This is a genomic window from Streptomyces sp. NPDC048392, assembly GCF_043200575.1.
Classification (GTDB): domain Bacteria; phylum Actinomycetota; class Actinomycetes; order Streptomycetales; family Streptomycetaceae; genus Streptomyces.
Genome location: NZ_JBICYB010000036.1, coordinates 1 through 26,927 on the forward strand (window position 1 = coordinate 1; position 26,927 = coordinate 26,927).

The following is a 26,927-nucleotide window of genomic DNA, read 5'->3' on the forward strand; positions in this document are numbered from 1 at the left end:
CCGCCGCCCGGACCGCCGCCCGGACCGCCGCCCGGACCGCCGCCCGGACCGCCGCCCGGACCGCCGCCCGGACCGCCGCCCGGACCGCCGCCCGGACCGCCGCCCGGGGGTTAGTCCATCAACTCCGCGAACATGCCCGCCTCGTAGGACCCGCCCCGCTGGTGGGTGATCACGGCCAGCCGGTTGGCAGCGTTGCTCAGGGCGACCAGGCAGACCAGCGCGGCGACCTGGTCGTCGTCGTAGTGCTCGCGTACCCGGTCCCACGTCTCGTCGGACACGCCCTCGTGGGCGTCGGCGAGCCGGGTGCCCTCCTCGGCGAGTGCCAGCGCCGCCCGCTCGGCCTCGGTGAACACCGTGGACTCGCGCCAGGCGGCGACCAGGTGGAGCCGGACCGCGCTCTCCCCGGCGGCCGCGGCCTCCTTGGCGTGCATGTCGACGCAGAAGCCGCAGCCGTTGATCTGGCCGGCCCGCAGCGACACCAGCTCCTGCGTGGACTTCGGCAGTGCCGACTGGTGCACCAGCGCCCCGGCGCCCGCGAACCGCTTGGCGAACCTGCCGCCGAACTCGTTCTCGAACAGGTTGAATCGGGTGTCCATGATCTCGTCCTCGCTCTCGGTGCCTCACTGACGAACACGAGACGCCGGCGGCCCGGTTTCTGTGACAGCACGCCGATGCGACTCGGGTCACCGCCGACGCATGTCACGCAACGGCGGCGACCGGTGTCCCGTGCGCGTGACACCGACGGAACCGAGGGAAAGGGAGAAGCTGGTGACCAGCGAGAACAGTGGACGGGAACAGCACGACACGGCCGGACGGGCCGCCACCGGCGACGGCGGGGCCGTGGACCTCGCCACCGAAACCTTCGTCGCCCACCGCAACCTGCTCTTCACCGTCGCCTACGAGATGCTCGGCTCGGCCGCCGACGCCGAGGACGTCCTTCAGGAGACCTGGCTGCGCTGGGCGGGCGTCGACCTCGACACGGTGCGCGACCGGCGCGCATACCTGGTCCGCGTCACCACCCGCCAGGCACTCAACCGGCTGCGTACGCTCGGCCGCCGCAAGGAGTCCTACATCGGCTCCTGGCTGCCCGAACCGTTGCTCACCACGCCCGACGTGGCCGAGGACGTCGAACTGGCGGACAGCGTCTCGATGGCGATGATGCTGGTCATGGAGACGCTCTCGCCCACCGAGCGGGCGGTGTTCGTGCTGCGCGAGGTGTTCGCACTCGACTACGACGAGATCGCCGAGGCCGTCGAGAAGAGCCCGGCCGCCGTCCGCCAGACCGCGCACCGGGCCCGCGCGCACGTCGCGGCGCGCCGTCCGCGCGGGGCCGTCTCCCGGACCGAGACCCGGGACGCGCTGGCCGCGTTCCGGCGGGCCGTCGAGACCGGTGACCTCCAGGGCCTGCTGGACGTCCTCGCGCCGGACGTCGTCCTGCTGGGCGACGGCGGCGGCGTCAAGCAGGCCGTTCTGCGACCCGTCACCGGGGCCGACAAGGTGGCCCGCCTCGTGCTGGGCGGCCTGGCGAGGCTGCCCGTCGAGATGACGATGGACCCGACCCAGGTCAACGGCCATCCGGCCCTGATCATCCGGCTCGACGGCGAACTCGACACCGTCGTGGCGGTGCGCTTCGACGACGGCCGCATCACCGGGCTCTACGCGGTGCGCAACCCGGAGAAGCTCACACGGATGCGGCGGCAGACCGCACTGCACCGCTGAGCGTGTGGTCCCGCGCCCGCCTACGCGGGGGCCGGAAGCGTGTCGCCGGTCGCCAGCAGCGTCTTGGGGCTGGAGAGCAGGGCGGGCCAGCCGTGCTGGATCATCCCGCGGGCGGTGCCGCCGGGCTCGAACCCGTCGTGGACGACGGTCAGTTTCACCGACCCGCCGAGATCCTCGATCTCGAACGTGACCTTCGAGCGCCGCTCGGCGGAGAGACTGGTGAGGGTCTCGTCGTCGATCCCGTCGGCTTCCGCCCATCCCGGTGTGAAGGTGTGCCAGGCGCAGGACAGGCGCCGGTGGGGTCGGACTCGCGCACGACCTGCTCGGGGTGGGCGGTCTCGGCCTTCCGCTCCCGCCAGACCATGGATGACCCGGTCCGCCGGTCGGTGGTGAACTCCACTCCCCAGTAGCGACGGGCGAACGCCGGATCGGTCAGGCCCTGCCCCAACTTCTCGGGCGTGGTCCTGATGCAGGTCGTGTGGATGAACGCGTTGCTGTCCATGGCGGCGTCCTCCAGCGCGTGCTTGGGGTCGGCGAGTGCGTGCGCCCGCTCCCGGTCGTAGCGGCTGATCCAGCGTTCGGTGATGGCGTTGATCGGCTCGGCGTTGAGGTAGTGCAGCTTCTCCCGGCCCCGCCGGACGGTGGTGACCAGGCGGGCCGTCCCGGCACGGTTGCCCGGGGTGTCGTCCCGCCCTCTCCGGCTGAACCGTGAGCAGTTGGCCTTGTTTTGTGCGTGGGCCGCTCAGATGCGCGCGTGGTCAACAGTTGGCCGGTGATTGTCCTCGCGTCGCGGGGGGTGCGGGGGTGGGGGCGGCGGTCAAGCGGCAGTCAGCTCGCACCACACGTATTTGCCCCGGTTGCCGTGTCTGGCCAGGGGGTGCCACCCCCACACGTCCGCGCACGCCCGCACCAGTGCCAGTCCCCGCCCCTCCTCCAGCTCCGCCACCCTCTCGAACCGTGCGGGTGGCTCGGGCGGTCCGGGGTCCGCGTCCCACGCCCCGATTCGCAGCGTGCCCGGCGGCGACCAGCGGATACGCAGGGCGGCGGGCCCCTTGGTGTGCCGTACGGCGTTGGAGACCAGCTCCGTGGCGAGCAGCTCGGCGACGTCGACGAGGCGGATCAGACCGTGCATCGTGAGGACCAGGCGCAGGGTCCGGCGGCTGATGGTCACGGCGCGGAGGTCGTTGGGGACGTAGAGGGAGTATTCCCACGGTTCGGTTTCGGACATGCGGGATTTCCTTTCACGCGAGGGGAGCCGAGGGCGGGACCGGTGTCATTGCCGCAGCCGTCATGGCAGGACGGGCGGTGCGCTTCCGGCGACCCGATGCCGCACGGTGTGCGTCACGTCACCGACGGTAGGGCTAACTAGTAATCCAGGGCAAGCTGATCGCGTAATCTGACCCCGAACGAGCTCGCTGAACGGACGTGTTGAAAGGGGAACCATGGTTCTCAGGCGTGAGCCGACCGCGCGTCAGAGGCGTCTCGGGCTCGAACTCCGCCGACTCCGCGAGGCGGCCGGTCTCACAGCCACCGAGGCGGCGGCACTGCTCGGTGCGAACAGGGTCCAGATCACCCACATCGAATCCGGGCTGACAGGTGTGAGTGAACAGCGGCTACGCCGTCTGAAGTCGCACTACGCCTGCGCGGACGAGGAGTTCATCGCGGCGCTGACTGCCATGGCGACCGACCGGACGCGCGGGTGGTGGGAGGAGTACCGCGGGCTGCTGCCCACGCCGTTCCTCGACCTGTCCGAGTTGGAGCACCATGCGGCCTTCCTGCACGACGTGGCGATCCTCTACGTCCCAGGTCGACTGCAAACCGCGGAATACGCCCGCGCCGTTTTCTCCTCCAGGAGACCCGAGCTCGCCGACGACGAGATCGATCTGCGTGTCCAGCACCGCATGGCGCGGCAAGAGCGCGCTGTGCCGCACGAGGTCGTGATCCACGAAGCGGCGCTGCGTATCAGGGTGAGCGACCGCAAGGTCATGCGCACCCAACTCGAGAAACTCCTCGAACGCTCGGAAGGCGACCGCGTCACCTTGCGGGTGATCCCGTTCGACCTGGACGGTTTCGGCAAGGCATCGAGCACCATGACCTACGCGGGCGGCCCGCTGCCGAAGCTGGACACTGTGGTGCGCGACGCGCCACATGGGGTGGTTCACATCGATGCCGAGGCTCAACTGAACACCTACCGAACGAACTTCCGTATGGTGACGGCTGTATCGCTCGAACCCGCACGGTCGCGCGCCTTCATCCACGAACTTGCGAAAGAGCTGTGAGGCCCATGACAACGTTCGACAACTGGCGGAAGTCCTCCTACTCGGGAGAGGGCGACGGCAACAGCTGTGTGGAGATCGCCGTCTCCGCCGGCCGCGTGGGCGTTCGTGACTCCAAGACTCCGGCGAGGGCGTCCCTCACCTTCCCGCCGGAGGCATTCGCCCCCTTCGTCGAAGACCTGAAGCGGGGCCGGTAGCCGCACGCGCTGTCACACCTCACAGGTACCGTCGGATCATGCCCAACCAGCCACCCGCGGCCCCCGGTGAAAGGCGGCTCGCCACCCTCGAAGGCGTCCTGGAGCGCATCACGTACGCCAACGAGGAGAACGGCTACACGGTCGCCCGTGTCGACACCGGCAGAGGCGCCGGCGACCTGCTGACCGTCGTCGGCGCGCTGCTCGGCGCGCAGGTCGGGGAGTCGCTGCGCATGGAGGGGCGCTGGGGGTCGCATCCGCAGTACGGCAAGCAGTTCCACGTCGAGAACTACACGACCCTCCTCCCCGCCACCGTGCAGGGCATCCGGCGGTACCTCGGGTCCGGGCTGGTCAAGGGCATCGGGCCGATCTTCGCCGACCGGATCACGCAGCACTTCGGGCTGGAGACCCTCACGATCATCGAGGAGCAGCCCAAGCGGCTCATCGAGGTCCCCGGGCTCGGGCCCAAGCGGACCAGGAAGATCGCCGACGCGTGGGAGGAGCAGAAGGCGATCAAGGAGGTCATGCTCTTCCTCCAGACCGTCGAGGTGTCGACGTCCATCGCGGTGCGGATCTACAAGAAGTACGGCGACGCGTCGATCTCCGTCGTGAAGAACCAGCCGTACCGCCTCGCCGCCGACGTGTGGGGCATCGGCTTCCTCACCGCCGACAAGATCGCCCAGTCCGTGGGGATCCCGCACGACAGCCCGGATCGCGTGAAGGCCGGGCTGCAGTACGCGCTGTCGCAGGCCACCGACCAGGGGCACTGCTATCTCCCCGAGGAGAAGCTGATCGCCGACGCGGTGAAGCTGCTCCAGGTGGACACCGGGCTCGTCATCGAGTGCCTCGCGCAGCTCGCCGCCGAGCCGCCGGACGGGGAGGACCCCGGCGTCGTGCGCGAGAAGGTCCCCGACCCGCAGGGCGGCGACCCCGTCACCGCCGTCTACCTCGTCCCCTTCCACCGCGCCGAACTCGCCCTCTCCGCGCAGCTGCGCCGCCTGCTGCGCACCGACGACGACCGGATGCCCGGCTTCCGGGACGTGGCCTGGGACAAGGCGCTCGCGTGGCTCGGAAAGCGCACGGGCGCCGACCTCGCCCCCGAGCAGGAGGAGGCCGTCAGGCTCGCCCTCAGCGAGAAGGTCGCCGTCCTCACCGGCGGGCCCGGCTGCGGCAAGTCCTTCACCGTCCGGTCGATCGTGGAGCTGGCCCGAGCGAAGAAGGCGAAGGTGGTGCTCGCCGCGCCCACCGGCCGGGCCGCCAAGCGCCTCGCCGAGCTGACCGGCGCCGAGGCGTCCACCGTGCACCGGCTGCTGGAGCTCAGGCCCGGCGGCGACGCGGCCTACGACCGCGAGCGGCCGCTCGACGCCGACCTCGTCGTGGTCGACGAGGCGTCGATGCTGGATCTGCTCCTCGCCAACAAGCTGGTCAAAGCCGTGCCACCGGGAGCCCATCTGCTGTTCGTCGGGGACGTCGACCAGTTGCCCAGCGTGGGCGCGGGGGAGGTGCTGCGGGACCTGCTGGCGCCCGGCAGCCCCGTCCCCGCCGTCCGCCTCACCCGCGTCTTCCGCCAGGCCCAGCAGTCCGGCGTGGTGACCAACGCCCACCGGATCAACGCCGGACAGCACCCCGTCACCGACGGCATGAAGGACTTCTTCCTCTTCGTCGAGGACGACACGGAGGAGGCGGGGCGGCTCACCGTGGATGTCGCCGCGCGTCGTATCCCCGCGAAGTTCGGGCTCGACCCCCGGCGGGACGTCCAGGTGCTCGCGCCCATGCACCGGGGACCCGCCGGTGCCGGCGCGCTGAACGGGCTGCTCCAGCAGGCCGTCACCCCGCAGCGCCCGGACGTTCCCGAGAAGCGGTTCGGCGGCCGCGTCTTCCGGGTCGGCGACAAGGTCACCCAGATTCGCAACAATTACGAGAAGGGTGAGAACGGAGTCTTCAACGGGACCGTGGGCGTGGTCACCTCGCTCGACCCGGTGGACCAGCGCCTCACCGTGCTGACGGACGAGGACGAGGAAGTGCCGTACGACTTCGACGAACTGGACGAGCTGGCCCACGCCTACGCGGTGACCATCCACCGTTCCCAGGGCAGCGAGTACCCGGCGGTGGTGATCCCGGTGACGACCGGCGCCTGGATGATGCTCCAGCGGAACCTGCTGTACACGGCGGTCACCCGGGCGAAACGGCTGGTCGTCCTCGTCGGGTCGCGCAAGGCGATCGGGCAGGCGGTGCGGACGGTGTCGGCCGGGCGGCGGTGCACGGCGCTCGACTTCCGGCTGACGGGCTCCTGAGCCCGAAGGCTTCCGGTGGACCGTCCGGCCCGTGTGAAAAAAATGATCGATCAAACGAGTCGGAAAGGTCACACAGCACTTCCGGACGGGGACGGGAGGGGGCAGGATGAGCAAGTTGACGGCACTGAGTGCCGCCGATAGGCCCGATGGTCGACCCCGAGTGCACTCTCCTGAGCCAAGTGGGGGATGGTAGAGACAGTCAGGGCACCTCGAAGATGAGGCACTACGTCGGTGAGGGAAGACGTGAGCGACAACTCTGTAGTACTGCGGTACGGCGATGGCGAGTACACCTACCCGGTGATCGACAGCACCGTCGGCGACAAGGGCTTCGACATCGGAAAGCTCCGCGCCCAGACCGGTCTGGTGACGCTGGACAGCGGTTACGGCAACACCGCCGCCTACAAATCCGCCATTACCTATCTGGACGGCGAAGCCGGCATCCTCCGGTACCGCGGCTACCCGATCGAGCAGCTGGCCGAGCGTTCCTCCTTCGTGGAGGTCGCCTACCTGCTGATCAACGGTGAGCTGCCGACCGTCGACGAGCTGTCCGCGTTCAAGGACGAGATCACGCAGCACACCCTGCTGCACGAGGACGTCAAGAACTTCTACAAGGGCTTCCCGCGCGACGCCCACCCGATGGCCATGCTGTCGTCGGTGGTCTCGGCGCTGTCGACCTTCTACCAGGACAGCCACAACCCGTTCGACGAGCGTCAGCGCAACCTCTCCACGATCCGGCTGCTCGCGAAGCTTCCGACGATCGCGGCCTACGCGTACAAGAAGTCGATCGGCCACCCGTTCGTCTACCCGCGCAACGACCTCGGCTACGTCGAGAACTTCCTGCGCATGACGTTCTCGGTCCCGGCGCAGGAGTACGACCTCGACCCGACGGTCGTCGCGGCGCTCGACAAGCTGCTGATCCTGCACGCGGACCACGAGCAGAACTGCTCGACCTCCACGGTCCGTCTGGTCGGCTCCTCGCAGGCGAACATGTTCGCCTCGATCTCCGCCGGCATCAACGCCCTGTGGGGCCCGCTGCACGGCGGTGCCAACCAGTCGGTGCTGGAGATGCTGGAAGGCATCCGCGACTCGGGCGGCGACGTCGACTCCTTCATCCGCAAGGTGAAGAACAAGGAGGACGGCGTCCGCCTGATGGGCTTCGGCCACCGGGTCTACAAGAACTTCGACCCGCGCGCCAAGATCATCAAGGCCGCCGCGCACGACGTGCTCTCCGCCCTGGGCAAGTCCGACGAACTGCTGGACATCGCCCTGAAGCTGGAGGAGCACGCGCTCTCCGACGACTACTTCGTCTCGCGCAGCCTCTACCCGAACGTCGACTTCTACACCGGCCTGATCTACCGGGCCATGGGCTTCCCGACCGAGATGTTCACGGTGCTGTTCGCCCTCGGCCGGCTTCCGGGCTGGATCGCCCAGTGGCACGAGATGATCAAGGAGCCGGGTTCCCGCATCGGCCGCCCGCGCCAGATCTACACGGGCGTCGTCGAGCGCGACTTCGTGCCGGTCGAGGAGCGCTGAGCCGACAGGCACCCACCGCAGCGCGTGAGAGGGGTCCCGTGCCCGCCGGTACGGGACTCTTCCGTGCCCGGGGCTGAGGGCGGGTGAACAGCGAAAGGCGCCCTGGCGCCGGTCCCCCCACGGGCCGACGATCCAGGGCGCCTTCCCATGTCCCGGTGCGGATTCCCCCCACGGGATCCGGCCGGGCGTCTGTGAGGACAGCGCCTGAATTCGCTGTGTCGGGCACAACGAGCAGAACTCGTCATGCCGGTCGTGCCTGTCGTGCTTGTGGTGCCTGTCGTTCCTGCCGTGCCCGTGCTCGTCGTGCGGTCTGCCGGGACAGCGCACGCCCGGGAGGGCCGCTCAAAGCTTCCCGGCGTACGTGTCCCGGCAACGCAGCTCTGGGAAAGTCCCCCAAGACGTCCCCAGATGCCAGGTGGCGCCCCCCAAGACGCTGCCTGACATCGCCAACTTAGACCTTCGAACCCCTTCGATGGTTACGTTCGCATCACTGTGATCTGCGTCTCTTGCATTTGTCCGTTAGGTGGGCAGGAACCCCGTACGTCGCACGGGACTCAAGCGTAAGGAAGATGCGCGAGCCTTGTGAAGAGCTTATGTGAGGCGAGTGCCGGACTCCAGAGGCGCAGCCCCTCGACCTGCGTGAAATGCGGACTAGTGGAAGGTGCGCAGCCGGAGGCTGTTGGTGACCACGAACACCGACGAGAAGGCCATCGCCGCACCCGCGATCATCGGGTTCAGGTACCCGGCGGCGGCCAGCGGCAGCGCGGCCACGTTGTAGCCGAAGGCCCACACGAGATTGCCCTTGATCGTGGACAGGGTCCGCCGCGAGAGCCGGATCGCGTCCGCGGCCACCCGCAGATCCCCGCGCACCAGCGTCAGGTCGCCCGCCTCGATCGCCGCGTCCGTCCCCGTGCCCATCGCCAGACCCAGATCGGCGATGGCGAGCGCGGCGGCGTCGTTGACGCCGTCCCCGACCATGGCGACCGTACGGCCCTCGGCCCGCAGCCGCTCCACCACGGCGACCTTGTCCTCGGGCAGCACCTCGGCGATCACCTCGTCGATGCCGACGGCCGCCGCGACCGACTCGGCCACCCGGCGGTTGTCGCCGGTCAGCAGTACGGGGGTCAGGCCCAGCCGGCGCAACTCGGCCACCGCCTCGGCGCTGGTCTCCCGGACCGCGTCGGCCACGGCGACGACCCCGCGCGCCACGCCGTCCCATCCGACGACTACGGCCGTACGCCCGTTGCGCTCGGCCTCGTCCCCGGCGCGGGCCACCTCGGGCGGAAGGACGTCGTGCAGGCGCCCCACGGTCACCTCGCGGCCCTCCACGCGGGCCCGCACGCCCCGCCCGGGGACGTTGCGGAAGTCGTCGACGCCGGGGAGCGTGCCGAGCCGCTCCTCGGCGCCGGACGCGATCGCGCGGGCCACGGGGTGCTCGGAGGCGTGCTCGACGGCGCCCGCGAGCCGCAGCAGCTCCTCCTCGTCGGTGCCCTCGGCGGCGTACACCTCGTGGAGGGTCATGCGGCCGGTGGTGACGGTGCCGGTCTTGTCCAGGACGACCGTGTCGACGCGACGCGTGGACTCCAGCACCTCAGGGCCCTTGATGAGGATGCCGAGCTGGGCGCCGCGGCCGGTGCCGACCAGCAGCGCGGTGGGCGTGGCGAGGCCCAGCGCGCAGGGGCAGGCGATGATCAGGACGGCGACGGCCGCGGTGAACGCGGCGACCGTGTCACCGGTGGCGCCCAGCCAGCCGCCGAAGGTGGCGACCGCGATCAGCAGCACCACGGGTACGAAGACGCCGGAGACCCGGTCGGCGAGGCGCTGCACCTCGGCCTTGCCGTTCTGCGCGTCCTCCACCAGCTTCGCCATCCGCGCCAGCTGCGTGCTGGCGCCGACGCGGGTCGCCTCGACCACCAGCCGTCCCCCGGCGTTCACCGTGGCGCCGGTGACGGCGTCGCCGACGCCCACGTCCACCGGCACGGACTCGCCGGTCAGCAGGGAGGCGTCCACCGCCGAGGCGCCCTCGGTCACCGTGCCGTCGGTGGCGATCTTCTCACCGGGCCGTACGACGAACCGGTCGCCCACGGCCAGCCGGCCCACCGGTATCCGCACCTCGCGCCCGTCCCGCAGTACGGCGACGTCCTTGGCGCCCAGCTCCATCAGCGCCCGCAGCGCGGCACCGGCGCGGCGCTTGGAGCGGGTCTCCAGCCAGCGGCCGAGAAGCAGGAAGGCGGTGACCCCGGCCGCCGCCTCCAGATAGATCGCGGAGGCGCCGTCGGCGCGGGAGACGGTGAGGTCGAAGCCGTGCCGCATGCCCGGCATGCCCGCGTCCCCGAAGAACAGCGCCCACAGGGACCAGCCGAACGCCGCCAGCGTGCCGAGCGAGACCAGCGTGTCCATGGTGGCCGCGCCGTGCCGGACGTTGGTCCAGGTGGCGCGGTGGAAGGGCAGCCCGCCCCAGACGACGACGGGCGCCGCCAGGGTGAGTGAGAGCCACTGCCAGTTGTCGAACTGGAGCGCCGGGACCATCGCCAGCAGGACGACGGGCGCGGCGAGGAGGGCCGACACCACCAGGCGCTGACGGAGGGCCGACAGCTCGGGGTCGTCGGCGCTGGCCGGGGGGCCGGGCTCCTCGGCGGGCTCCGGCGGCGGCGCCGGTTCCTGGGCGGTGTACCCGGTTCTGACGACGGTGGCGATCAGGTCGGCGACCTCGGTGGTCACCGGGTGGGTGACCCGGGCCTTCTCCGTCGCGTAGTTCACCGTGGCGGTGACACCGTCCATGCGGTTGAGCTTCTTCTCCACGCGGGCCGCGCAGGAGGCGCAGGTCATTCCGCCGATGAGCAGCTCGGCCTCGGCGAGGCCGGGGTCGGCGCCCGTCGCGGCGGTGCGTGTTTCCGCGGTGGTGCTGGTCATGGTCCGGACTCCAGAACGGTTGGGGTGTGCCGGGCTCAGACCCGGCCGACGAGTTCGAAGCCCGCCTCGTCCACGGCGGCGCGTACGGCCGCGTCGTCGAGGGGGGCATCGGAGACGACGGTGACCTCGCCGGTGGACGCGGCGGCCCGCACCGAGCCGACGCCCGCGATCTCGGAGATCTCGCCGGAGACGGCGCCCTCGCAGTGGCCGCAGCTCATTCCGCTCACCTTGTAGACGGTGGTGACGGAGCCCTGGGTGTCGGTCTGGGCGGTCATGTGGTTACTCCTCGTGGGAACGGTGTGTGCGGGTACGCGTGGTCCAGCGTGGACCAGTCACTCCCCACCTTACCCCTAGGGGGTATAGAAGCCGCTTAGCCTTCCTGAGATGAGGGACGAACAGCGGGAACGCCGGTACGGACCGGCACGGAAGTGGGGGTGACGGATGCGCGCGGTCGTGTTCGAGCGGTTCGGGGAGCCTGCCGAGGTGCGCGAGGTCGCCGACCCGGAGCCCGCGCCGCACGGCGTCGTGGTCCGGGTCGGCGCCACGGGACTGTGCCGCAGCGACTGGCACGGCTGGCAGGGCCACGACCCGGACATCGCCCTTCCGCACGTACCCGGTCACGAACTCGCCGGTGTCGTCGAGGCGGTCGGCGACCGGGTGACCCGGTGGCGGTCCGGCGACCGGGTGACCGCCCCCTTCGTCTGCGCCTGCGGGAGCTGCGCGGCGTGTGCGGCGGGGGACCAGCAGGTGTGCGAGCGCCAGACCCAGCCGGGTTTCACGCACTGGGGGTCCTTCGCCCAGTACGTGGCGCTCGACCACGCCGACGTCAATCTCGTCGCCGTACCGCAGGGCATCCCGGACGCGACCGCCGCCTCGCTCGGCTGCCGGTTCGCCACCGCCTTCCGGGCCGTGACGCAGCAGGGGCGCCTCACGGCGGGGGAGTGGGTCGCGGTGCACGGCTGCGGGGGCGTGGGACTGTCCGCGGTGATGATCGCCGCGGCCTCGGGCGCCCGGGTCGTCGCCGTGGACGTGTCGGCCGGGGCGCTGGAACTGGCCCGGACCCTCGGCGCGGTGGAGTGCGTGGACGCGGCCTCGACGCCGGACACCGCGGCGGCCGTCCGCGACCTCACCGGCGGCGGCGCCCACCTCTCCCTGGACGCCCTCGGCTCACCCGTCACCTGCGCCGCGTCCGTCAACGGCCTGCGCCGCAGGGGCCGGCACGTCCAGGTCGGGCTGCTGCCCTCGCCGGACGGCACCACACCGGTGCCGATGGCCCGCGCCGTCGCCCTGGAGCTCGAACTCCTCGGCAGTCACGGGATGGCCGCCCACACCTACCCGCCGATGCTGGAGCTGGTCCGCGCGGGAGCACTCCGGCCCGATCTGCTGGTGACGTCCACCATCGGGCTGGACGCGGTCCCGGCGGCCCTGGCGGCGATGGGAGCGGCACCCGGTGCCGGGGTGACGGTCATCGAGCCGTGACACCGGCGGCGGGGTACCCGCGGTGGACGGACCACTCGTGGTCGAGGACGGCCATCAGCACCTCGTCCACCCAGGCGCCGTCGCGCCACTCCGCCTCGCGTCGCAGTCCCTCCGTCACGAACCCGACCTTCTCGTACACCCGCAGGGCCCGGTGGTTGTAGCCGTAGGCGTCCAGCTGGATGCGGTGCAGGCCGAGTTCCTCGAAGCCGTGTCCGACGATCAGCCGGGCCGCACCGGTGCCGACCCCCCGGCCGCGTCCGCGCGCGCCGATCAGGGTGCGGAAGGTGCAGGAACGGTTCTCGGGCTCCCAGTCGTGGAGCACCACCTCGCCGAGGACCTCCCCGTCGGCGGGATCGGTGACCGCCAGGTCGAGCCGGTCGGGCCGCGTGCCTCGCGAGCCGTACCAGTCACGCAGCACTTCCGGGGTGAGTGCGCGCCCCGGCGGGCCGGTGAAGTGCCGCACCTCGGGATCGTTGACGATCTCCCACATCACGTCGGCGTCCGCGGCGGTGAACGGCCGCAGGACGGCTGTCTCGCCGGTCAGGACGGGTTTCACGGAGAAGTCCATGCACGGCACTGTGCCCCACGAGGCCGTGGGGCACAGAACGCTTTTCCGCTCTACCGGTTCCGGTTGCGGGGCCGGGACGCCACCCAGGCCCGGACGGTGTCCGCGTACCAGTAGGGCTTCCCGCCCTCCACGTGGTCGGGCGGGGGCAGCAGCCCGTGTTTGCGGTACGACCGCACGGTGTCCGGCTGGACCCGGATGTGGGCCGCGATGTCCTTGTAGGACCAGAGCCTTCGGTCGGTCACTAGTCGCACCTCCCCGCGCGCGCCACGGCGGCGACCGGGGACGGCCGCCGGGGGGAGCCGGACGCGCGCTGGCGATCACCAAGCCTGTTCCGGGTGAACGACGCGCGGCGGGGGGCGGTCAGGGGCCGTTCCCGGGTGTGACGGAAGACCCGCGTGCGCGTGACATGTGTGACCAAGGGGGCGCTTTTGTGACACGAGTGCCACACAGGCGTACGCCGTCGTTCAGGCGCGGCGCGTTGACTGCGGCGGACGGACACGCTCCGCCGTACGCCCCCGCCGCCGGTCACGGGACCGCCGCCGGACCGGCCGCCCGCACCGCCACTCGGAGCAAGTCGTCCGAATGTCCGGACAAAACATTGACAGGCCGCGCGTACGAGGCTAGAAACCGGGGAGACGCAAGGGCGGCCAAGAAGGGAACGCGATGGCGCACGGCCCGATGGCACACGGTCCGGGCGCCGGTTCCCCCACCGAACGCCTCCGGCGCGGGAAGGCGGCCTCGCCCTGGCAGGAGCGAGGCACGAGCGCCAACTCCCCGCTCGCACCGGCTCCGCGCCGGAGGTTCCCGCGTCGTGGATGCCCGTGTGCTCCCCGTCCCGCCGGGGCACGCGCCGCCCGCACTGCCCCACGTGTCTACGCGGACACCCGAACCGCAGACACAGTGTCGGGCGCGCCCGCGGCGCCCGGCTGCTGGGATGGAGTCATGGCCGCGACCGCGACCCGACCGTCCCCGGTCACGGCCCGTGGACAGCACCCACGGCACGTCTCGACCCGTCGCCGCCATCTGTGAAGGAGTTCTCGGTCATGACGCACATCGTCAACCACTGGATCGGCGGCAAGACCGCCGAAGGCGCCTCGGGCACGTACGGGCCGGTGACGAACCCGGCGACGGGCGCGGTCACCACCAAGGTCGCCTTCGCCTCCGTCGACGAGGTGGACGCCGCGGTCGCCGCCGCCAAGGAGGCGTACCTGACCTGGGGCCAGTCCTCGCTGGCGCAGCGCACCTCGATCCTCTTCAGGTTCCGCGCGCTGCTGGACGAGCACCGCGACGAGATCGCCGAGCTGATCACCGCCGAGCACGGCAAGGTGCACTCCGACGCGCTCGGCGAGGTCGCGCGCGGCCTGGAGATCGTCGACCTGGCGTGCGGCATCACCGTGCAGCTCAAGGGCGAGCTGTCGACGCAGGTCGCCACCCGCGTCGACGTGTCCTCGATCCGGCAGCCGCTCGGGGTGGTCGCGGGCATCACGCCGTTCAACTTCCCGGCGATGGTGCCGCTGTGGATGTTCCCGATCGCCATCGCCTGCGGCAACACCTTCGTGCTCAAGCCCAGCGAGAAGGACCCGTCGGCCGCCGTGAAGGTCGCCGAACTGCTCTCCGCGGCCGGTCTGCCGGACGGCGTCTTCAACGTCGTGCACGGCGACAAGGTGGCCGTCGACCGCCTCCTCGGGCACCCGGACGTCAAGGCCGTGTCCTTCGTCGGCTCGACCCCCGTCGCCCGCCACATCCACGCCACCGCCTCCGCGAACGGCAAGCGCGTCCAGGCACTGGGCGGCGCCAAGAACCACATGCTGGTGCTGCCCGACGCCGACCTCGACGCGGCGGCCGACGCGGCGGTGAGCGCGGCCTACGGCTCGGCCGGCGAGCGCTGCATGGCCGTCTCCGCGGTCGTCGCGGTCGGCGCGATCGGCGACGAACTGGTCGAGAAGATCCGCGAGCGCGCCGAGAAGATCAAGATCGGTCCGGGCGACGACCCGACGTCCGAGATGGGCCCCCTGATCACCAAGGCCCACCGCGACAGGGTGGCCACCTACGTCGAGGGCGCGGCGGCCGAGGGCTGCGAGGTCGTCCTGGACGGCACCGGGTACACGGTCGACGGCCACGAGGACGGCCACTGGATCGGCATCTCCCTGCTCGACCGGGTGCCGACCACCGCGAAGGCGTACCGGGACGAGATCTTCGGCCCGGTCCTGTGCGTGCTGCGCGCCGAGACGTTCGAGGAGGGCGTGGCGCTCATCAACGCCTCGCCGTTCGGCAACGGCACCGCGGTCTTCACCCGGGACGGCGGCGCGGCCCGCCGCTTCCAGCTGGAGGTCGAGGCCGGCATGGTCGGCGTGAACGTGCCGATCCCGGTCCCCGTGGGCTATCACTCCTTCGGCGGCTGGAAGGACTCGCTCTTCGGCGACCACCACGTCTACGGCAACGACGGCACGCACTTCTACACCCGCGGCAAGGTCGTCACCACCCGCTGGCCGGACCCGGCCGACGCCCCGGCGGGCGTGGACCTGGGCTTCCCGCGCAACCACTGACACACAGGGTGCCTCCGTCCCGCTCCCGGCGGGACGGAGGCACCTTCGCGTCTTCTCGGCCCTGCCGCGGGCCGGCGTCCTGGTCCCGGTCGTCGCCCTCACGGTCGGCGCGTCCGACCCGACCGAACTGACCGGCGGCATCGCGGCCGTCGCCACCCTGTACCGGACCCCCTGTACCTGCGCCCGCACCGCGAGACGCGCCGGCTGGTGACCGGCCCGCAGGACGTCCGCGAGCCCGCCGGGCCGTGACGGCCCTTCGGGCCGTGACAGCCTGACGGGCGGCGACCGGCCTACCGCGTCCGCGGTACGCGGCACCGGCCCCGTACGTCCGTGGGAGGCCGCCGGTTCAGCCCCGGGAGGGCCCCCGTCGTCGGCGGCGGCCCGTACCGTTGACCCATGGATCTCCGACTGCCCCGCGTGCGAGGGCTGCTACGGGGGCCGCGGCGGATGCTCTCCGCCGCGGCCGCCGTCGTCGTGCTCGCCGGCGCCGGGACATGGACGGCCGTCGCCGTTGACGACCCGGCCCCCGTGCGGCGCGCCGACCGGGTCGTGGCCGTGGGCGACGGCGTGCGCCTGGACACCTCGTACTTCACGGCGGGCTCCGGCGGCCGCCGCCCGGCCGTCCTGCTCGCGCACGGCTTCGGCGGCAGCAAGGCGGACGCGCGCAATCAGGCCGAGGACCTCGCCCGGGACGGGTACGCGGTCCTCACCTGGTCCGCACGCGGCTTCGGCGGCTCCACGGGGAAGATCGGGCTGAACGCGCCGGACGGCGAGGTCGCCGACGTGTCCCGGCTGATCGACTGGCTCGCGCGGCAGCCCCAGGTCCAGCTCGACGAGGACGGCGACCCCCGCGTGGGCATCGCGGGCGGCTCCTACGGCGGCGCGATCGCGCTGCTCGCCGCCGGGCACGACACCCGGGTCGACGCCGTCGCCCCGGCGATCACGTACTGGAACCTCGCGGACGCGCTGTTCCCGAACGGCGTCTTCAAGAAGCTGTGGGCCGGCATCTTCGTCAACACGGGCGGCGGCTGCGACCGGTTCGAGGCGGACCTGTGCCGCATGTACCAACGGGTCGCCGAGTCCGGCACGCCCGACGCGGAGGCGGTGAAGCTCCTCGCGGAGCGCAGCCCGCAGGCCGTGGGCGACCGCATCAAGGTGCCCACCCTGCTGACGCAGGGCCAGACCGACTCCCTGTTCCCCCTCGGCCAGGCCGACGCCGCGGCCGAGGCGATCCGGGCGAACGGCGCCCCCGTGGACGTCGACTGGATCGCGGGCGGGCACGACGGCGGCGACCTGGAGAGCGACCGCGTCCAGGCACGCGTGGACACCTGGTTCGACCGCTACCTCAAGGACGACAAGAGCGCCGACACCGGCCCGGCCTTCCGCGTCACCCGCACCGGAGGCGTCGACTCCACCGACGGACGGGCACAGCTGCGCGGCGCGAGCGCCGACCACTACCCGGGGCTGTCGAACGGGCGGCGCTCCGTGCCCCTGCGCGGCCACGAGCAGAACGCCGACAACCCCGCCGGTGCCAACCCGCCCGCCGTCTCCGCCCTCCCCGGCCTCGGCGGCGCCACGGGGCTCTCCCAGCTCTCCTCGCTCGGCGTCGGGGTGTCCCTGGACTTCCCCGGCCAGTACGCCGCCTTCGAGTCGGCCCCCTTGACGGACGACCTGCGCGTCACCGGCTCACCGACGGCCACCGTCCACGTCCGCTCCACCCGCGAGGACGCCGTCCTCTTCGCCAAGGTGTACGACGTCGGCCCCGGCTCCACCGCGCCTGTGCTCCCCTCCCAGCTGGTCACTCCCGTCCGCGTCGAGGATGCCAAGGAGGGCAGGGACGTGACGGTCGCCCTCCCGGCGATCGACCACGAGGTGGAGAAGGGCCACCGCCTCCGCCTGGTCCTCGCCTCCACCGACCTCGGCTACGCCTCACCGGCCGCCCCGGCGACGTACACCGTCTCCCTGAAGGGCGACCTGGGAGTGCCGACCGCCCCCGGCGTGACCACCGCCGCCGCCCCGCTCCCGGCGTGGGTGTGGTGGCTGCCCCCGGCCGGTGCCGCCGCCGCCCTGGCCCTGCTGTGGACGGGTCGTCGCCGCACCGCCGCGCCCGCGCCGGATCCCGCCCCGGCCGACGTGCCCCTGCAGATCACCGGCCTGAGCAAGCGCTACGCCGGGTCCCCCGAGCAGTACGCCGTACGGGAGCTGTCCTTCCGCGTCGAGAGGGGGCAGGTGCTCGGCCTGCTCGGACCCAACGGCGCGGGCAAGACGACCACCCTGCGGATGCTGATGGGCCTGATCAAGCCGGACGACGGCGGGATCAGGGTCTTCGGCCACGCCGTCCGGCCCGGCGCCCCGGTGCTGTCCCGGGTCGGCGCCTTCGTCGAGGGCGCGGGCTTCCTGCCGCACCTGTCCGGCCGGGAGAACCTGGAGCTGTACTGGCGGGCGACGGGCCGCCCGCCCGGGGACTCCCACCTGGACGAGGCCCTGGAGACCGCCGGCCTCGGCGACGCGCTCGCCCGCGCGGTGCGCACCTACTCCCAGGGCATGCGCCAGCGCCTCGCCATCGCCCAGGCCATGCTGGGCCTGCCCGACCTGCTGATCCTCGACGAGCCGACCAACGGTCTGGACCCGCCGCAGATCCGCGAGATGCGCGAGGTGATGACCCGTTACGCGGCGGCCGGCCGTACCGTGATCGTCTCCAGTCACCTGCTGGCCGAGGTCGAGCAGTCCTGCACGCACCTCGTGGTCATGGACCGGGGCCGACTGGTCCAGGCGGGCCCGGTCGCCGAGATCATCGGCTCCGGCGACACCCTCCTCGTCGGCACCGGCCTGCCGGTGGACGAACCGCTCGTGGACAAGGTCGCGGCCCTGCCGGGCGTGGCCTCGGTCGTGCCCACCGACGACGGCCTCCTGGTCCGCCTCGACACCGGCGGCACCGCGCCCGGCCTGGTCGCCGAACTGGTCCGGCTGGAGATCCCCGTGGCGTCGGTCGGCCCGCACCGCCGCCTGGAGGACGCCTTCCTCACCCTGATCGGAGGTTCCGCGTGAGCACCCGCACCGAGCCGGCCACGACCGGGCCCGCGCCCGAGTCCGCACCGGCGTCCGCGTCCGAGTCCGAGTCCGCGTACGGCTACCGGGCGGGCCGCACGCTGCCCCCGCGGGTGGAGCTGGCGCGCCAGCTCAAGCGGCGCCGCACCCTGGTCATGGGCGCGATCCTCGCCGTCCTGCCGTTCGTCCTCGTCGTCGCCTTCGCGATCGGCGGAGAACCGGAGGGCCCCGGCGACCGCATCACCCTGATGGACACCGCCACCGCCTCCGGCGCCAACTTCGCCGCGGTCAACCTCTTCGTCTCGGCGGGCTTCCTGCTGGTCGTCCCGGTCGCCCTGTTCTGCGGGGACACCGTGGCCTCCGAGGCGAGCTGGTCCTCACTGCGCTACCTGCTCGCCGCGCCGGTGCCGCGCGCCCGGCTGCTCGCGTCCAAGCTGACCGTCGGGCTCGGGCTGAGCCTGGCCGCGATGGTGCTGCTGCCCCTGGTGGCGCTGGCCGTGGGCACGGTCGCCTACGGCTGGGGACCGCTGGCCATCCCCACGGGCGGTTCGCTCGCCCCGGGCACGGCCGCACAGCGCCTGGTGGTGGTCGTGGCGTACATCTTCGTGTCCCAACTCGTCACCGCGGGGCTCGCGTTCTGGCTGTCGACCCGCACCGACGCACCGCTCGGCGCGGTCGGCGGCGCCGTCGGACTCACCATCGTCGGCAACGTCCTGGACGCCGTGACCGCGCTGGGCCACTGGCGCGACTTCCTGCCCGCGCACTGGCAGTTCGCCTGGGCGGACGCCGTCCAGCCGAACCCGGAGTGGTCGGGCATGATCCAGGGCACCGCGGTCTCGGTGACGTACGCGCTCGTGCTGTTCGCCCTGGCCTTCAGGGGTTTCGCCCGCAAGGACATCGTCTCCTAGTCGGGCTACCTGACGAAGCCCTACTAGGCCGCCGGGGGATCGCCTGCCGGTCCAGGCAGGTCCTCGGACGGCCGCCCCCGTGCCCGCTCCGAGACCCCGCCGCAAGGCCGCGTGCCGCACGTTGCCGAGTCGATCCGCGCCTTCCGGCTGGTCGAGGGCGAGTTCACCGAGGAGAACGGGCTGCCGACGCCCTCTTTGAAGGTGAGGCGGCACGCGGCCGTCGCGGCGTACGCGGACGAGATCGAGGCGCTGTACGCGACGCCGCGAGGCTGACCCGCGGCGGCCCACCGGGGCATGCGAAAGGGGCGGGCCGCCGAGGTGCCCGGCGGCCCGCCCCCCCCCGGCCGATGTCAGCCCTTGCCGCCGGCCTCGCCGTTGGAGGACAGGATCGAGACGTCCTCCAGGAGGTGGGCCAGCGCACCGTCGCGCTTGGCCTGTGTGGAGTTCTCGGCACACTGCTGGTTCAGGTCGTCCGACAGGATCGGGATGTCCTGGATCGGCACCAGACCGACGACGCTGACGGGGATGTCGCTGACCGCGATGCACGGCTTGTTGAACGACCCCTGGATGAGCGCCATCTGGGGGCTCATGTTGCCGTGGGTCGCCGAGTTGCCGAAGTACTGCGAAGCGCCGTTCCCGTTGGCGGAGACGGGCCCACTGTCGTCGCCGATCGCCATCGCCTGCGGGGCCGCGGCAGCGGAGGCGCCCATGACGGAGGCGGCGATCGCCGCGTAGGCAACTACCTTCTTGATCACTGGCCAGTCCTTTCTGAGGAAACCCCGTCCACCGGAGCTCACTGGTCAACTCCGTGGGTCCGGTCGGGTTTCTCCCGTTCACTCCGTCGGCGGACAACGGGAAATGTGTACGGGTCCGCGATTCCCCCCGCTGTTCCGGCGGATTTCGCGGCGTTTCCGAGATCCCGTGCGGGCCAACCGGGTGAACGCCCGCAACCAATCCCGGCCCACCGGGTTGATGAGGCCGTAGGACAGTGCGTCGCTACGACGAAAGGAACGCGAAGTGCTCAAGAAGGCAATGGTCGCCGCGGCGGCTGCCGCTTCTGTGATCGGCATGTCGGCTGCCGCCGCTCCCCAGGCCCTGGCCATCGGGGACGACAACGGGCCGGCCGTGGCCAACGGCAACGGCGCCTCGTCGTCGTTCGGCAACTCGGCGACCAAGGGTGACATGAGCCCCCAGCTGTCGCTGGTCGAGGGCACGCTGAACAAGCCGTGCCTGGGTGTCGAGGACGTCAACGTCGCCGTCGTCAACCTGGTCCCGATCCAGGACATCAACGTCCTGGCGGACGACCTGAACCAGCAGTGCGCGGACAACTCCACCCAGGCCAAGCGCGACGGTGCCGTCTCGCACGTCCTGGAGGACCTGTCCGTCCTGTCGGCGAACGGCGAGGGCTGAGCCGCATCCCGCCCGGTCCGGGCGGCCCGCTGACTTCTCCGCGGGCCGCCCGGCCGTGCACGGGCCGGGATTTCGCCGGGGAGCGGATGGACGTCGTCGCTCTCCTGGGGGAACGGTTGGACCGTTTCGTGAGGCATCCGAGTGAATTTCGGGGTGTCCCACGTTCGGTAGTTTCTCCGGCCGTCAATTCCTCGTTTGCAGGCTGCAGGTCATGGTGCGAGCCGTCAATGCTGTGCTCGCGCGGTTTCGGCCGTCATTCAGGCATGACCGCAGAGAAGGGAAAGTTCATGAAGAAGAGCGCTGCTGTCGTCGCGGGCGCGATCATGGCCCTCGGCATGGCCGCCCCGGCCTTCGCCGACGCCGGTGCCGAGGGTGCCGCCGTAGGCTCCCCGGGCGTCCTGTCCGGCAACGTCGTCCAGGTCCCCGTGCACGTTCCCGTCAACGTGTGCGGCAACACCATCAACGTTGTTGGTCTGCTGAACCCCGCGTTCGGCAACGTGTGCGTGAACGACTGACGTCGTTCCACACCGACCGGCTGCGTCACGGCCGGCCTTGGCCAACTCGTTTGGTTCGGGGCCGGTCTTTCCCCTTTCTGCGGCCCGTCCCCCAGATCGTTCTCCAGCCATCTCTCATCTCTACAAGCAGGAAGACAACCAGAGTGCGACAGACCCTGAGCAGGGGGATGGTCGCGGCTGCCGCCGCGACGGGCATCCTTTCCCTGTGCGGCAGCCCCGCCCTTGCCGACTCGCATGCGGACGGAGTCGCCAAGAACTCGCCGGGCGCCGCGTCCGGCAACGCCGTCCAGGCCCCCATCGACGTGCCCGTGAACGCCTGCGGCAACACCGTCGACGTGATCGCCGCGCTGAACCCCGCCTTCGGCAACGAGTGCGAGAACAGCTCGCAGGAGCGGAAGGAGGGCTCCGGCGGCGGGTACGGCGAGGACGCCCCGGCCTCGTCCGGCGCCCACGCGGACGGCGAGGACGCCCCGGCCTCGTCCGGTTCCCACGCGGACGGCGTGACCGAGGGCTCGCCCGGCGTCGGTTCCGGCAACAACGCGCAGGTCCCCGTCGACGTGCCGGTGAACCTCTGCGGCAACACCGTCGACGTGATCGCCGCGCTCAACCCGGTCTTCGGCAACGAGTGCGAGAACACCTCGGAAGAACCCCCCGGCTACGGCGAGGAGGAGCCGCCCCCCACCACACCCCCCGGCGACGAGAAGCCGCCGCCGCCCACCGGCGAGGAGCAGCCCCCGCCCTCCGGGGAGGAGGAGCACCCGCCGCCCGCCGAGGAGGAGCACACCCCGCCGGCCGCCCAGACGGAGCAGCCGCCCGTCCTGGCGGAGACCGGCAGTGAGGGCACGCTGGGTGCCGCGGCCGCCGGTGCCGTGCTGATCGCCGGTGGCGCGATCCTGTACCGCCGGGGCCGGGCCGCCGCCGGCCGCTGACCCCGCGCCCCCGCTCACCCCGACGCCCCCGGTCGGCCCACACGGGCCACCGGGGGCGTCGTCGCCGTATCCCGGACGCGGGGCCCGCGCCCGGGAACGCCGTGCGTCAGTGGCTGCCCGCCCGGTCCTCCTCCGGGCGGTCGGAGCGGCCGGTGCGGTCCGCGGGTGGGGCGGAGGCCTGGCGCACGACGCGGGCCCGGGCCGGAGCCCCGGTCCCCGGCCGGGCGTCGCTCCGCCGCACGCGGTCCCGCAGCCGGGCGCTCACATGACGGCCCCACAGCGCCCACAGGGCCCGGCCGGGCGCCCGGTCGTCCCGGGCGTGCCAGGCCAGCTCGCGTCCCTCACGCGCCGGACGCAGGGCGCTCAACGGCGCGTAGTTCTCCACCACGAACGCCCGCCCCGGCCGCGGCGCCCCCTCCGGCAGCGGCCGGTGGGTCAGGTCCAGGTGCAGGGCCCGTACGACGTCCAGCCCGGCCGTGTCGGTGAACAGCCGGAACTGGGCGCCGGGGCGCGGGTTGAAGTCCAGCAGGTGGTAGCGGCCCGTCGTGCCGCAGCGCCGGAAGTCGAGGTCGAAGACGCCCCGGTAGCCCAGCTCCGCGGTGACCCGCTCGGCGAGCGCCTGCACCTGCGGGTTCGGCGTCCAGCGGCCCACCGCCGTCAGACCGGCGCCGCGCGGCCTGGCCCGGGTCTTGCGGCCGGGGCCGCCCGCCCGGACCGCGCCCGAGCGGTCGGCGTACCCGTGGAAGAACCAGTCCCGGTCGGGGCCCGGCGGCAGGAACGCCTGGAGCAGCAGCCGGCTGCCCGCCTCCTCGGCCCGCCGGTACAGCTCCCCGGCCTCCCGCGCCGAACGCACCAGCACCGTGCTGCGCAGCCCGCCGCCCGGGGGCACCAGCCAGGGCCGGCTCCACTTCGCCACCACCGGCAGGCCCAGCCGCCAGGCGGCACGCGCGGCCTCGGCCGCGCCGTCCGGGACCAGGGTCCGCGGGTGCGGGAGATCCAGGGACGCGCACACCGCGGCCAGTTCCGCCTTGTCCGCCACGCGCTCCGCGAGCTCACCCGGCTGGTCGGGCAGCAGATACGCGGGCGCCAGTTCCGCGCGCGCCCGGCCCACCGCCACGGCACACGCGTCGTCCAGCGGAATCAGTACGGCGGGCCGCGCGATCCGCGCGGCGACGCGGAGCAGGGCCACCGTGATGTCGGCGGGCGACGCGCCGGGCGGCGGCGGGGTGTGCAGCCGGCTCAGATAGCGGGAGGCGCGGACCGGACTCTGCGCGCAGTCGGCGACCACGTGCACCTCCACCCCCGCGCGGCCGAGCGAACGCACGGCACCCAGCGTTCCGTGGTGAAAGGGATTCCGGTCGGTCCGCAGCAGCACGGCGGGGACACGGGTGTCGAACAGCGACACGGGAGACTTCCTTCGTATTCGAGCTCGTTCGAGCGTCTGCCGATTCGGTTCACCGGTGCGGGCGATCGGCGCACTCGAAAGCCGTAACGGCGGTGGCGTGATGGCATTTCATATGACTGAGTGTCAGTAACGGAGAGCGATACAACGGCGAAAGGAGCCGGCATGGCCGTACGGCACTCACGGACCCGGTCCAGGCGGCCGGCGCACGCCGCGGCGGCGATGGTCGCGGCGGCGGCGCTCCTGGCCGCGGGCCCCGGGGTCGCCGCCGGTGAACCGGCCGCGCCCGTCCCCGGCCCGGCCTTCGGCGCGTACCTGGACTACGGCCCGCGCGGCGTGGCCCGGATGGCCGCGCTGAGCCACTGGCTGGGCGACGCCGAACTTCGCGTCGGCCACACCTACCTGCCCGGCGACCGCTGGAGCAACATCGAGGGCGCCCCCGGCTTCCTCGACGTGTGGGCCGACTGGCGCACCCGCAAGGCCGACCGGATGTTCGTCCTCAACGTGCCCATGATGGAGCGCAACGAGGAGCACGTCGACGACGACGAGGTGCGCGAACTGCTGCGCCAGGGCGCCGCCGGACGCTTCGACCACCACTTCCGCGCCCTCGCCGAACGCCTCGTCGCACTGGAGGTGCCGGACACGGTCCTCGTGCTCGGCTGGGAGATGAACGGCACCACCTACACCCACCGCTGCGGACCCGACCCCGAGGCCTGGAAGACGTACTGGAACCGGATCGTCACCACCATGCGCGCGGTGCCAGGCCAGAGGTTCCGGTTCGACTTCGCGCCCAGCCGCGGCCGGGACGCGGTGCCGTGGACCCGGTGCTATCCGGGCGACGCCACCGTCGACATCATCGGCATGGACTCGTACGACCAGCCACGCGGAACGACGTTCGACGAACAGGTGAAGGAGCCCTACGGACTCCAGGCGCACGTGGACTTCGCGAAGGCGCACGGCAAGCCCCTCTCCTATCCGGAATGGGGGCTGTTCCGCAACGGCGACAACGCCGCGTACATGCGGCGCATGCTCGCCTGGATGGACGAGCACGAACCCGTGTACAACACGGTCACCGACTACTGCCCGCACGGCGTGTGGCAGTGCGACGACAACCCCCGCTCCACCGCCGTCTACCGGTCCGTGCTCTTCGGCCGCACCGACGAGCAGGACCCGGTGGTCCCGGAGCCCACCACACCCACCGCGCCCACCACACCCACCGCGCCGCCCGTGCCCCCGGTGCCGTCCACCCCGTCCCCGGCCGACTGCTCGCCGCTGGAGCTGGGCGACTGGGTCGAGTACTGGCTCGGCGGGAAGCTGTGCGTGCGTCTGGACTGGTACTCGCGCGGCAAGTAGCGCCGAGCGGCGGGCGCGACGGCGGCGGGGCCGGTCAGGTGCTGCCGCCACCGTCGCGCTCCTTCCGCTCCGCCCGCCGCCGCAGCAGCTCCTTGCCCCGCCGTCGCGCGGCGGCGTCGCCCAGGGCCGCCGCCAGCAGCGGGGCCGTGCGTCGGCGGGCCAGCAGCAGCCGCTGGTTCGCCACCGGTTCCGGGCGCCAGTGGTGCTTGTACGGTTCGTTGCCCCGCAGCAGGCTCAGCGTGTGGCGCCCCGGCTGCCGGGCGTGCCCGGCGCACGCGTCCAGCAGCATCACCGCCACGTCCGCCTTCCGCTCCCGCAGCCGGGGGTGGGCGCCGTACAGGTAGCCGCCGGACAGCCGGCGCGACAGCAGCGTCACGTCCACGGCCACCACCTCGTCGTCCATCCGGAACTCGGTGACCACCGCGTCCCCGGAACGCACCATCGGTCCCACCGCCCGCACCAGGTGCTCGCGGAACCGGGTGCGCAGGTGCTCGCCGGTCACCTTCCGCCCCTGCCACTGCGACCGGTGCAGTTCGAGGAGCCGCCGCAGGGCCGCGTCGGCCTCGTCGGGCAGGACGGTCCGGCTCTTGACGCCGAGCGCGTCCAGCCGGCGCAGCTGGGCGCGGACCCGCTGCCTGGCCTTGGCCGAGGGCAGCCGGGCGACCAGTTCGTCCATCGTGAGGGCGGGCAGCTCCAGGCACAGGGAGTCGGCCAGTCGGCGGCGCGGCCCGCGCCAGCGTTCGTAGACCCGTTCGGCGGCGGCGCCCGGCCGTACCTCGCGCAGGTCGACCAGCGCGGTGCGGGCCGCCGCGGCGAGACCCGCGGTGAGCGCGGTCACCGCGTCCCCGCCGCGCTCGTCGTCCAGCAGGACGTCCCCGTAGTCGGAGATCGCTCCGCCCAGCGGCACCAGCGCCGGCACCGGGTGCCGTACGAGCGTCAGCGGCGCGGCGGCGACCAGTTCGCGGCCGTCGCGGGCCAGCACCAGCCGCAGGCGGCCGTCCGCGCCGTACGAACGCCACCAGGACAGCAGCCAGGCGTGGCTCTGGAACGGGGTCGCGGCGGCGCACCGGCCGTACAGCCGCCCCCACTGCGGGGCCAGCTCGGCGAAGGCGCCCTCGTCGGTGACCAGTTCGGTCGTGTATCCGGTCGGCAGCGCGTCCGGGTGCGGCAACCTCGGGTACGTCACAGCTGTCCGCGGACGTCGGCCGCCGACGCCGGCCCGGGGACGGCCGCCGCCCGGCCGGGCTCCCGCGCGGTGCGGCGCGGCCGGACCAGCAGGGCCAGCCCGCCCAGCAGACCGCCCGCGGCGGCGCCCACCAGGCCCGTCACGGAGGCGGACGCCGAGGACGCCTCGGTGGGCTCGGTGGCCCGGGCGAACTGCCGCAGCTCCACGTGGGTGTCGTCGGCCGAGGCCTCCGCGTGCCGGGTCAGGGCGCGGGCGACCGCGTTGGCCATGTCGGCGGCCTCCTCCGGGTGGGCGGAGGCCGCCGTCACCGAGACCATGGGCGCGTCCGGCGAGGTCGCGGTGCGGACACTCCGTTCCAGCGTCGCCACCGGCACGTGGGCCCACATCTGCGCGTCCCCGAGCACCGCGAGCTGCGTGGCGACCCGGCCGTAGGCCTGGGCGAAGCCCAGCGCGGACGCCGGGTCGGACTTGTCGGTGGGGACGGCGACGACGTAAGCGGTCGCCGTGTACTGCGGGGTGGCGGCAAGGCCGTACCCGGCGCCGAGCAGCCCGCCGGCGAGGACGCCGGCCGCGAGCGGGGACCAGGGCGGCAGGGAACGGGTGCGGCGCAGCACGCGGCGCAAGGCGGCCGGGGTACGGCGTCGGCGGGCGGGT

25 protein-coding genes and 1 pseudogene are annotated in these 26,927 nt (G+C 72.5%); 15 read left to right on the forward strand and 11 right to left on the reverse strand.

What is annotated here, in order from left to right; genetic code table 11:
* Nucleotides 1–110: 110 nt before the first annotated feature.
* Nucleotides 111–596, reverse strand: coding sequence for a carboxymuconolactone decarboxylase family protein (locus ACGFYH_RS31250; RefSeq protein ID WP_393806547.1), 486 nt, complete (start codon nt 594–596; stop codon nt 111–113).
* A gap of 130 nt (nt 597–726) precedes the next feature.
* Here ACGFYH_RS31250 and ACGFYH_RS31255 point away from each other — a divergent pair, with 130 nt between their 5' ends.
* Nucleotides 727–1,719 carry an RNA polymerase sigma-70 factor gene (locus ACGFYH_RS31255; protein ID WP_393806584.1) on the forward strand — a complete coding sequence of 331 codons (993 nt, stop codon included), beginning with the start codon at nt 727–729 and terminating at the stop codon, nt 1,717–1,719.
* Between the two features lie 20 nt (nt 1,720–1,739).
* Here ACGFYH_RS31255 and ACGFYH_RS31260 read toward each other — a convergent pair whose 3' ends face one another.
* Both ACGFYH_RS31260 and ACGFYH_RS31265 read right to left on the reverse strand, forming a co-directional pair.
* Nucleotides 1,740–2,465 carry an SRPBCC domain-containing protein gene (locus ACGFYH_RS31260; RefSeq protein ID WP_393806585.1) on the reverse strand — a complete coding sequence of 242 codons (726 nt, stop codon included), beginning with the start codon at nt 2,463–2,465 and terminating at the stop codon, nt 1,740–1,742.
* A gap of 71 nt (nt 2,466–2,536) precedes the next feature.
* The gene (locus ACGFYH_RS31265) at nt 2,537–2,947 is read right to left on the reverse strand and encodes an ATP-binding protein (protein WP_393806548.1); all 411 of its coding nucleotides are present in this window, start codon (nt 2,945–2,947) and stop codon (nt 2,537–2,539) included.
* 214 nt (nt 2,948–3,161) lie between these two features.
* Between ACGFYH_RS31265 and ACGFYH_RS31270 the strand changes: the two genes are divergently transcribed.
* The 4 genes from ACGFYH_RS31270 (at nt 3,162) to ACGFYH_RS31285 (ending at nt 8,016) form a co-directional block, all read left to right on the forward strand.
* Complete coding sequence (locus tag ACGFYH_RS31270; protein WP_393806549.1) at nt 3,162–3,998, forward strand: helix-turn-helix domain-containing protein; 837 nt, start codon at nt 3,162–3,164, stop codon at nt 3,996–3,998.
* 5 nt (nt 3,999–4,003) lie between these two features.
* The gene (locus ACGFYH_RS31275; RefSeq protein WP_393806550.1) at nt 4,004–4,192 is read left to right on the forward strand and encodes a DUF397 domain-containing protein; all 189 of its coding nucleotides are present in this window, start codon (nt 4,004–4,006) and stop codon (nt 4,190–4,192) included.
* A gap of 38 nt (nt 4,193–4,230) precedes the next feature.
* Nucleotides 4,231–6,483 carry an ATP-dependent RecD-like DNA helicase gene (locus ACGFYH_RS31280; protein WP_393806551.1) on the forward strand — a complete coding sequence of 751 codons (2,253 nt, stop codon included), beginning with the start codon at nt 4,231–4,233 and terminating at the stop codon, nt 6,481–6,483.
* Between the two features lie 243 nt (nt 6,484–6,726).
* Complete coding sequence (locus ACGFYH_RS31285) at nt 6,727–8,016, forward strand: citrate synthase (protein ID WP_393806552.1); 1,290 nt, start codon at nt 6,727–6,729, stop codon at nt 8,014–8,016.
* A gap of 651 nt (nt 8,017–8,667) precedes the next feature.
* Here the strand turns inward: ACGFYH_RS31285 and ACGFYH_RS31290 are convergent.
* Complete coding sequence (locus tag ACGFYH_RS31290; RefSeq protein ID WP_393806553.1) at nt 8,668–10,929, reverse strand: heavy metal translocating P-type ATPase; 2,262 nt, start codon at nt 10,927–10,929, stop codon at nt 8,668–8,670.
* 35 nt (nt 10,930–10,964) lie between these two features.
* Nucleotides 10,965–11,204: a heavy-metal-associated domain-containing protein gene (locus ACGFYH_RS31295; RefSeq protein ID WP_393806554.1), complete on the reverse strand. Its 240-nt coding sequence runs from the start codon at nt 11,202–11,204 to the stop codon at nt 10,965–10,967.
* 166 nt (nt 11,205–11,370) lie between these two features.
* On the opposite strand from ACGFYH_RS31295, the gene ACGFYH_RS31300 reads away from it, so the two are divergent.
* Entirely contained in the window at nt 11,371–12,408 is a 1,038-nt protein-coding gene (locus ACGFYH_RS31300) for a zinc-dependent alcohol dehydrogenase family protein (protein WP_393806555.1), read from the forward strand.
* Here the strand turns inward: ACGFYH_RS31300 and ACGFYH_RS31305 are convergent.
* Nucleotides 12,395–12,976, reverse strand: coding sequence for a GNAT family N-acetyltransferase (locus ACGFYH_RS31305; RefSeq protein ID WP_393806556.1), 582 nt, complete (start codon nt 12,974–12,976; stop codon nt 12,395–12,397). The genes ACGFYH_RS31300 and ACGFYH_RS31305 overlap by 14 nt on opposite strands.
* Before the next feature lie 50 nt (nt 12,977–13,026).
* Complete coding sequence (locus ACGFYH_RS31310; protein ID WP_386309706.1) at nt 13,027–13,218, reverse strand: helix-turn-helix transcriptional regulator; 192 nt, start codon at nt 13,216–13,218, stop codon at nt 13,027–13,029.
* Nucleotides 13,219–13,813: 595 nt separating this feature from the next.
* On the opposite strand from ACGFYH_RS31310, the pseudogene ACGFYH_RS31315 reads away from it, so the two are divergent.
* The 5 genes and pseudogenes from ACGFYH_RS31315 to ACGFYH_RS31335 all read left to right on the forward strand — a co-directional run.
* Nucleotides 13,814–14,005: pseudogene (locus tag ACGFYH_RS31315) on the forward strand (hypothetical protein); the annotation flags it as partial.
* Between the two features lie 14 nt (nt 14,006–14,019).
* The gene (gene mmsA, locus ACGFYH_RS31320) at nt 14,020–15,522 is read left to right on the forward strand and encodes a CoA-acylating methylmalonate-semialdehyde dehydrogenase (protein WP_393806557.1); all 1,503 of its coding nucleotides are present in this window, start codon (nt 14,020–14,022) and stop codon (nt 15,520–15,522) included.
* A 396-nt stretch (nt 15,523–15,918) separates the two neighbouring features.
* Entirely contained in the window at nt 15,919–18,570 is a 2,652-nt protein-coding gene (locus ACGFYH_RS31325) for a CocE/NonD family hydrolase (protein ID WP_393806558.1), read from the forward strand.
* Nucleotides 18,567–19,478 (forward strand): ABC transporter permease, encoded by a 912-nt coding sequence (locus ACGFYH_RS31330; RefSeq protein ID WP_393806559.1) that lies wholly within the window; start codon nt 18,567–18,569, stop codon nt 19,476–19,478. Before ACGFYH_RS31325 ends, ACGFYH_RS31330 begins: the two co-directional genes overlap by 4 nt.
* 111 nt (nt 19,479–19,589) lie before the next feature.
* Nucleotides 19,590–19,751, forward strand: a complete 162-nt coding sequence (locus ACGFYH_RS31335; protein WP_393806594.1) for a hypothetical protein — start codon at nt 19,590–19,592, stop codon at nt 19,749–19,751.
* 77 nt (nt 19,752–19,828) lie between these two features.
* Here the strand turns inward: ACGFYH_RS31335 and rdlB are convergent, their stop codons facing one another.
* Complete coding sequence (gene rdlB, locus ACGFYH_RS31340) at nt 19,829–20,233, reverse strand: rodlin RdlB (protein WP_393806560.1); 405 nt, start codon at nt 20,231–20,233, stop codon at nt 19,829–19,831.
* A gap of 262 nt (nt 20,234–20,495) precedes the next feature.
* Here rdlB and rdlA point away from each other — a divergent pair, with 262 nt between their 5' ends.
* The 3 genes from rdlA (at nt 20,496) to ACGFYH_RS31355 (ending at nt 22,332) form a co-directional block, all read left to right on the forward strand.
* A complete protein-coding gene (gene rdlA / locus ACGFYH_RS31345; RefSeq protein WP_393806561.1) occupies nt 20,496–20,888 on the forward strand; it encodes a rodlin RdlA in 393 nt (130 codons plus the stop codon).
* Nucleotides 20,889–21,175: 287 nt separating this feature from the next.
* Complete coding sequence (chpD, locus tag ACGFYH_RS31350; protein WP_393806586.1) at nt 21,176–21,403, forward strand: chaplin ChpD; 228 nt, start codon at nt 21,176–21,178, stop codon at nt 21,401–21,403.
* Nucleotides 21,404–21,546: 143 nt separating this feature from the next.
* Nucleotides 21,547–22,332, forward strand: a complete 786-nt coding sequence (locus tag ACGFYH_RS31355) for a chaplin (RefSeq protein ID WP_393806562.1) — start codon at nt 21,547–21,549, stop codon at nt 22,330–22,332.
* A 106-nt stretch (nt 22,333–22,438) separates the two neighbouring features.
* Here the strand turns inward: ACGFYH_RS31355 and ACGFYH_RS31360 are convergent, their stop codons facing one another.
* On the reverse strand, nt 22,439–23,737 hold the full coding sequence (locus ACGFYH_RS31360; protein WP_393806563.1) for an ATP-grasp domain-containing protein: 1,299 nt from the start codon (nt 23,735–23,737) through the stop codon (nt 22,439–22,441).
* A 162-nt stretch (nt 23,738–23,899) separates the two neighbouring features.
* On the opposite strand from ACGFYH_RS31360, the gene ACGFYH_RS31365 reads away from it, so the two are divergent.
* Entirely contained in the window at nt 23,900–25,087 is a 1,188-nt protein-coding gene (locus ACGFYH_RS31365) for a glycoside hydrolase family 26 protein (RefSeq protein ID WP_393806564.1), read from the forward strand.
* A gap of 34 nt (nt 25,088–25,121) precedes the next feature.
* Here ACGFYH_RS31365 and ACGFYH_RS31370 read toward each other — a convergent pair whose 3' ends face one another.
* Together ACGFYH_RS31370 and ACGFYH_RS31375 are read right to left on the reverse strand one after the other, a co-directional pair.
* Complete coding sequence (locus ACGFYH_RS31370) at nt 25,122–26,273, reverse strand: GNAT family N-acetyltransferase (RefSeq protein ID WP_393806565.1); 1,152 nt, start codon at nt 26,271–26,273, stop codon at nt 25,122–25,124.
* Nucleotides 26,270–26,927, reverse strand: a 658-nt coding sequence (locus tag ACGFYH_RS31375; protein ID WP_393806566.1) for a lipopolysaccharide biosynthesis protein, incomplete at its 5' end; no start/stop codon positions are given. The genes ACGFYH_RS31370 and ACGFYH_RS31375, both read right to left, overlap by 4 nt.

What these genes read in the sequence shown, in the direction of transcription:
- ACGFYH_RS31250 (WP_393806547.1), bottom strand. Translation starts at nt 596, where the DNA reads ATGGACACCCGATTCAACCTGTTCGAGAACGAGTTCGGCGGCAGGTTC.
- ACGFYH_RS31265 (WP_393806548.1), bottom strand. Translation starts at nt 2,947, where the DNA reads ATGTCCGAAACCGAACCGTGGGAATACTCCCTCTACGTCCCCAACGAC.
- ACGFYH_RS31270 (WP_393806549.1), top strand. Translation starts at nt 3,162, where the DNA reads ATGGTTCTCAGGCGTGAGCCGACCGCGCGTCAGAGGCGTCTCGGGCTC.
- ACGFYH_RS31275 (WP_393806550.1), top strand. Translation starts at nt 4,004, where the DNA reads ATGACAACGTTCGACAACTGGCGGAAGTCCTCCTACTCGGGAGAGGGC.
- ACGFYH_RS31280 (WP_393806551.1), top strand. Translation starts at nt 4,231, where the DNA reads ATGCCCAACCAGCCACCCGCGGCCCCCGGTGAAAGGCGGCTCGCCACC.
- ACGFYH_RS31290 (WP_393806553.1), bottom strand. Translation starts at nt 10,929, where the DNA reads ATGACCAGCACCACCGCGGAAACACGCACCGCCGCGACGGGCGCCGAC.
- ACGFYH_RS31295 (WP_393806554.1), bottom strand. Translation starts at nt 11,204, where the DNA reads ATGACCGCCCAGACCGACACCCAGGGCTCCGTCACCACCGTCTACAAG.
- ACGFYH_RS31300 (WP_393806555.1), top strand. Translation starts at nt 11,371, where the DNA reads ATGCGCGCGGTCGTGTTCGAGCGGTTCGGGGAGCCTGCCGAGGTGCGC.
- ACGFYH_RS31305 (WP_393806556.1), bottom strand. Translation starts at nt 12,976, where the DNA reads ATGGACTTCTCCGTGAAACCCGTCCTGACCGGCGAGACAGCCGTCCTG.
- mmsA (WP_393806557.1), top strand. Translation starts at nt 14,020, where the DNA reads ATGACGCACATCGTCAACCACTGGATCGGCGGCAAGACCGCCGAAGGC.
- ACGFYH_RS31325 (WP_393806558.1), top strand. Translation starts at nt 15,919, where the DNA reads ATGGATCTCCGACTGCCCCGCGTGCGAGGGCTGCTACGGGGGCCGCGG.
- chpD (WP_393806586.1), top strand. Translation starts at nt 21,176, where the DNA reads ATGAAGAAGAGCGCTGCTGTCGTCGCGGGCGCGATCATGGCCCTCGGC.
- ACGFYH_RS31365 (WP_393806564.1), top strand. Translation starts at nt 23,900, where the DNA reads ATGGCCGTACGGCACTCACGGACCCGGTCCAGGCGGCCGGCGCACGCC.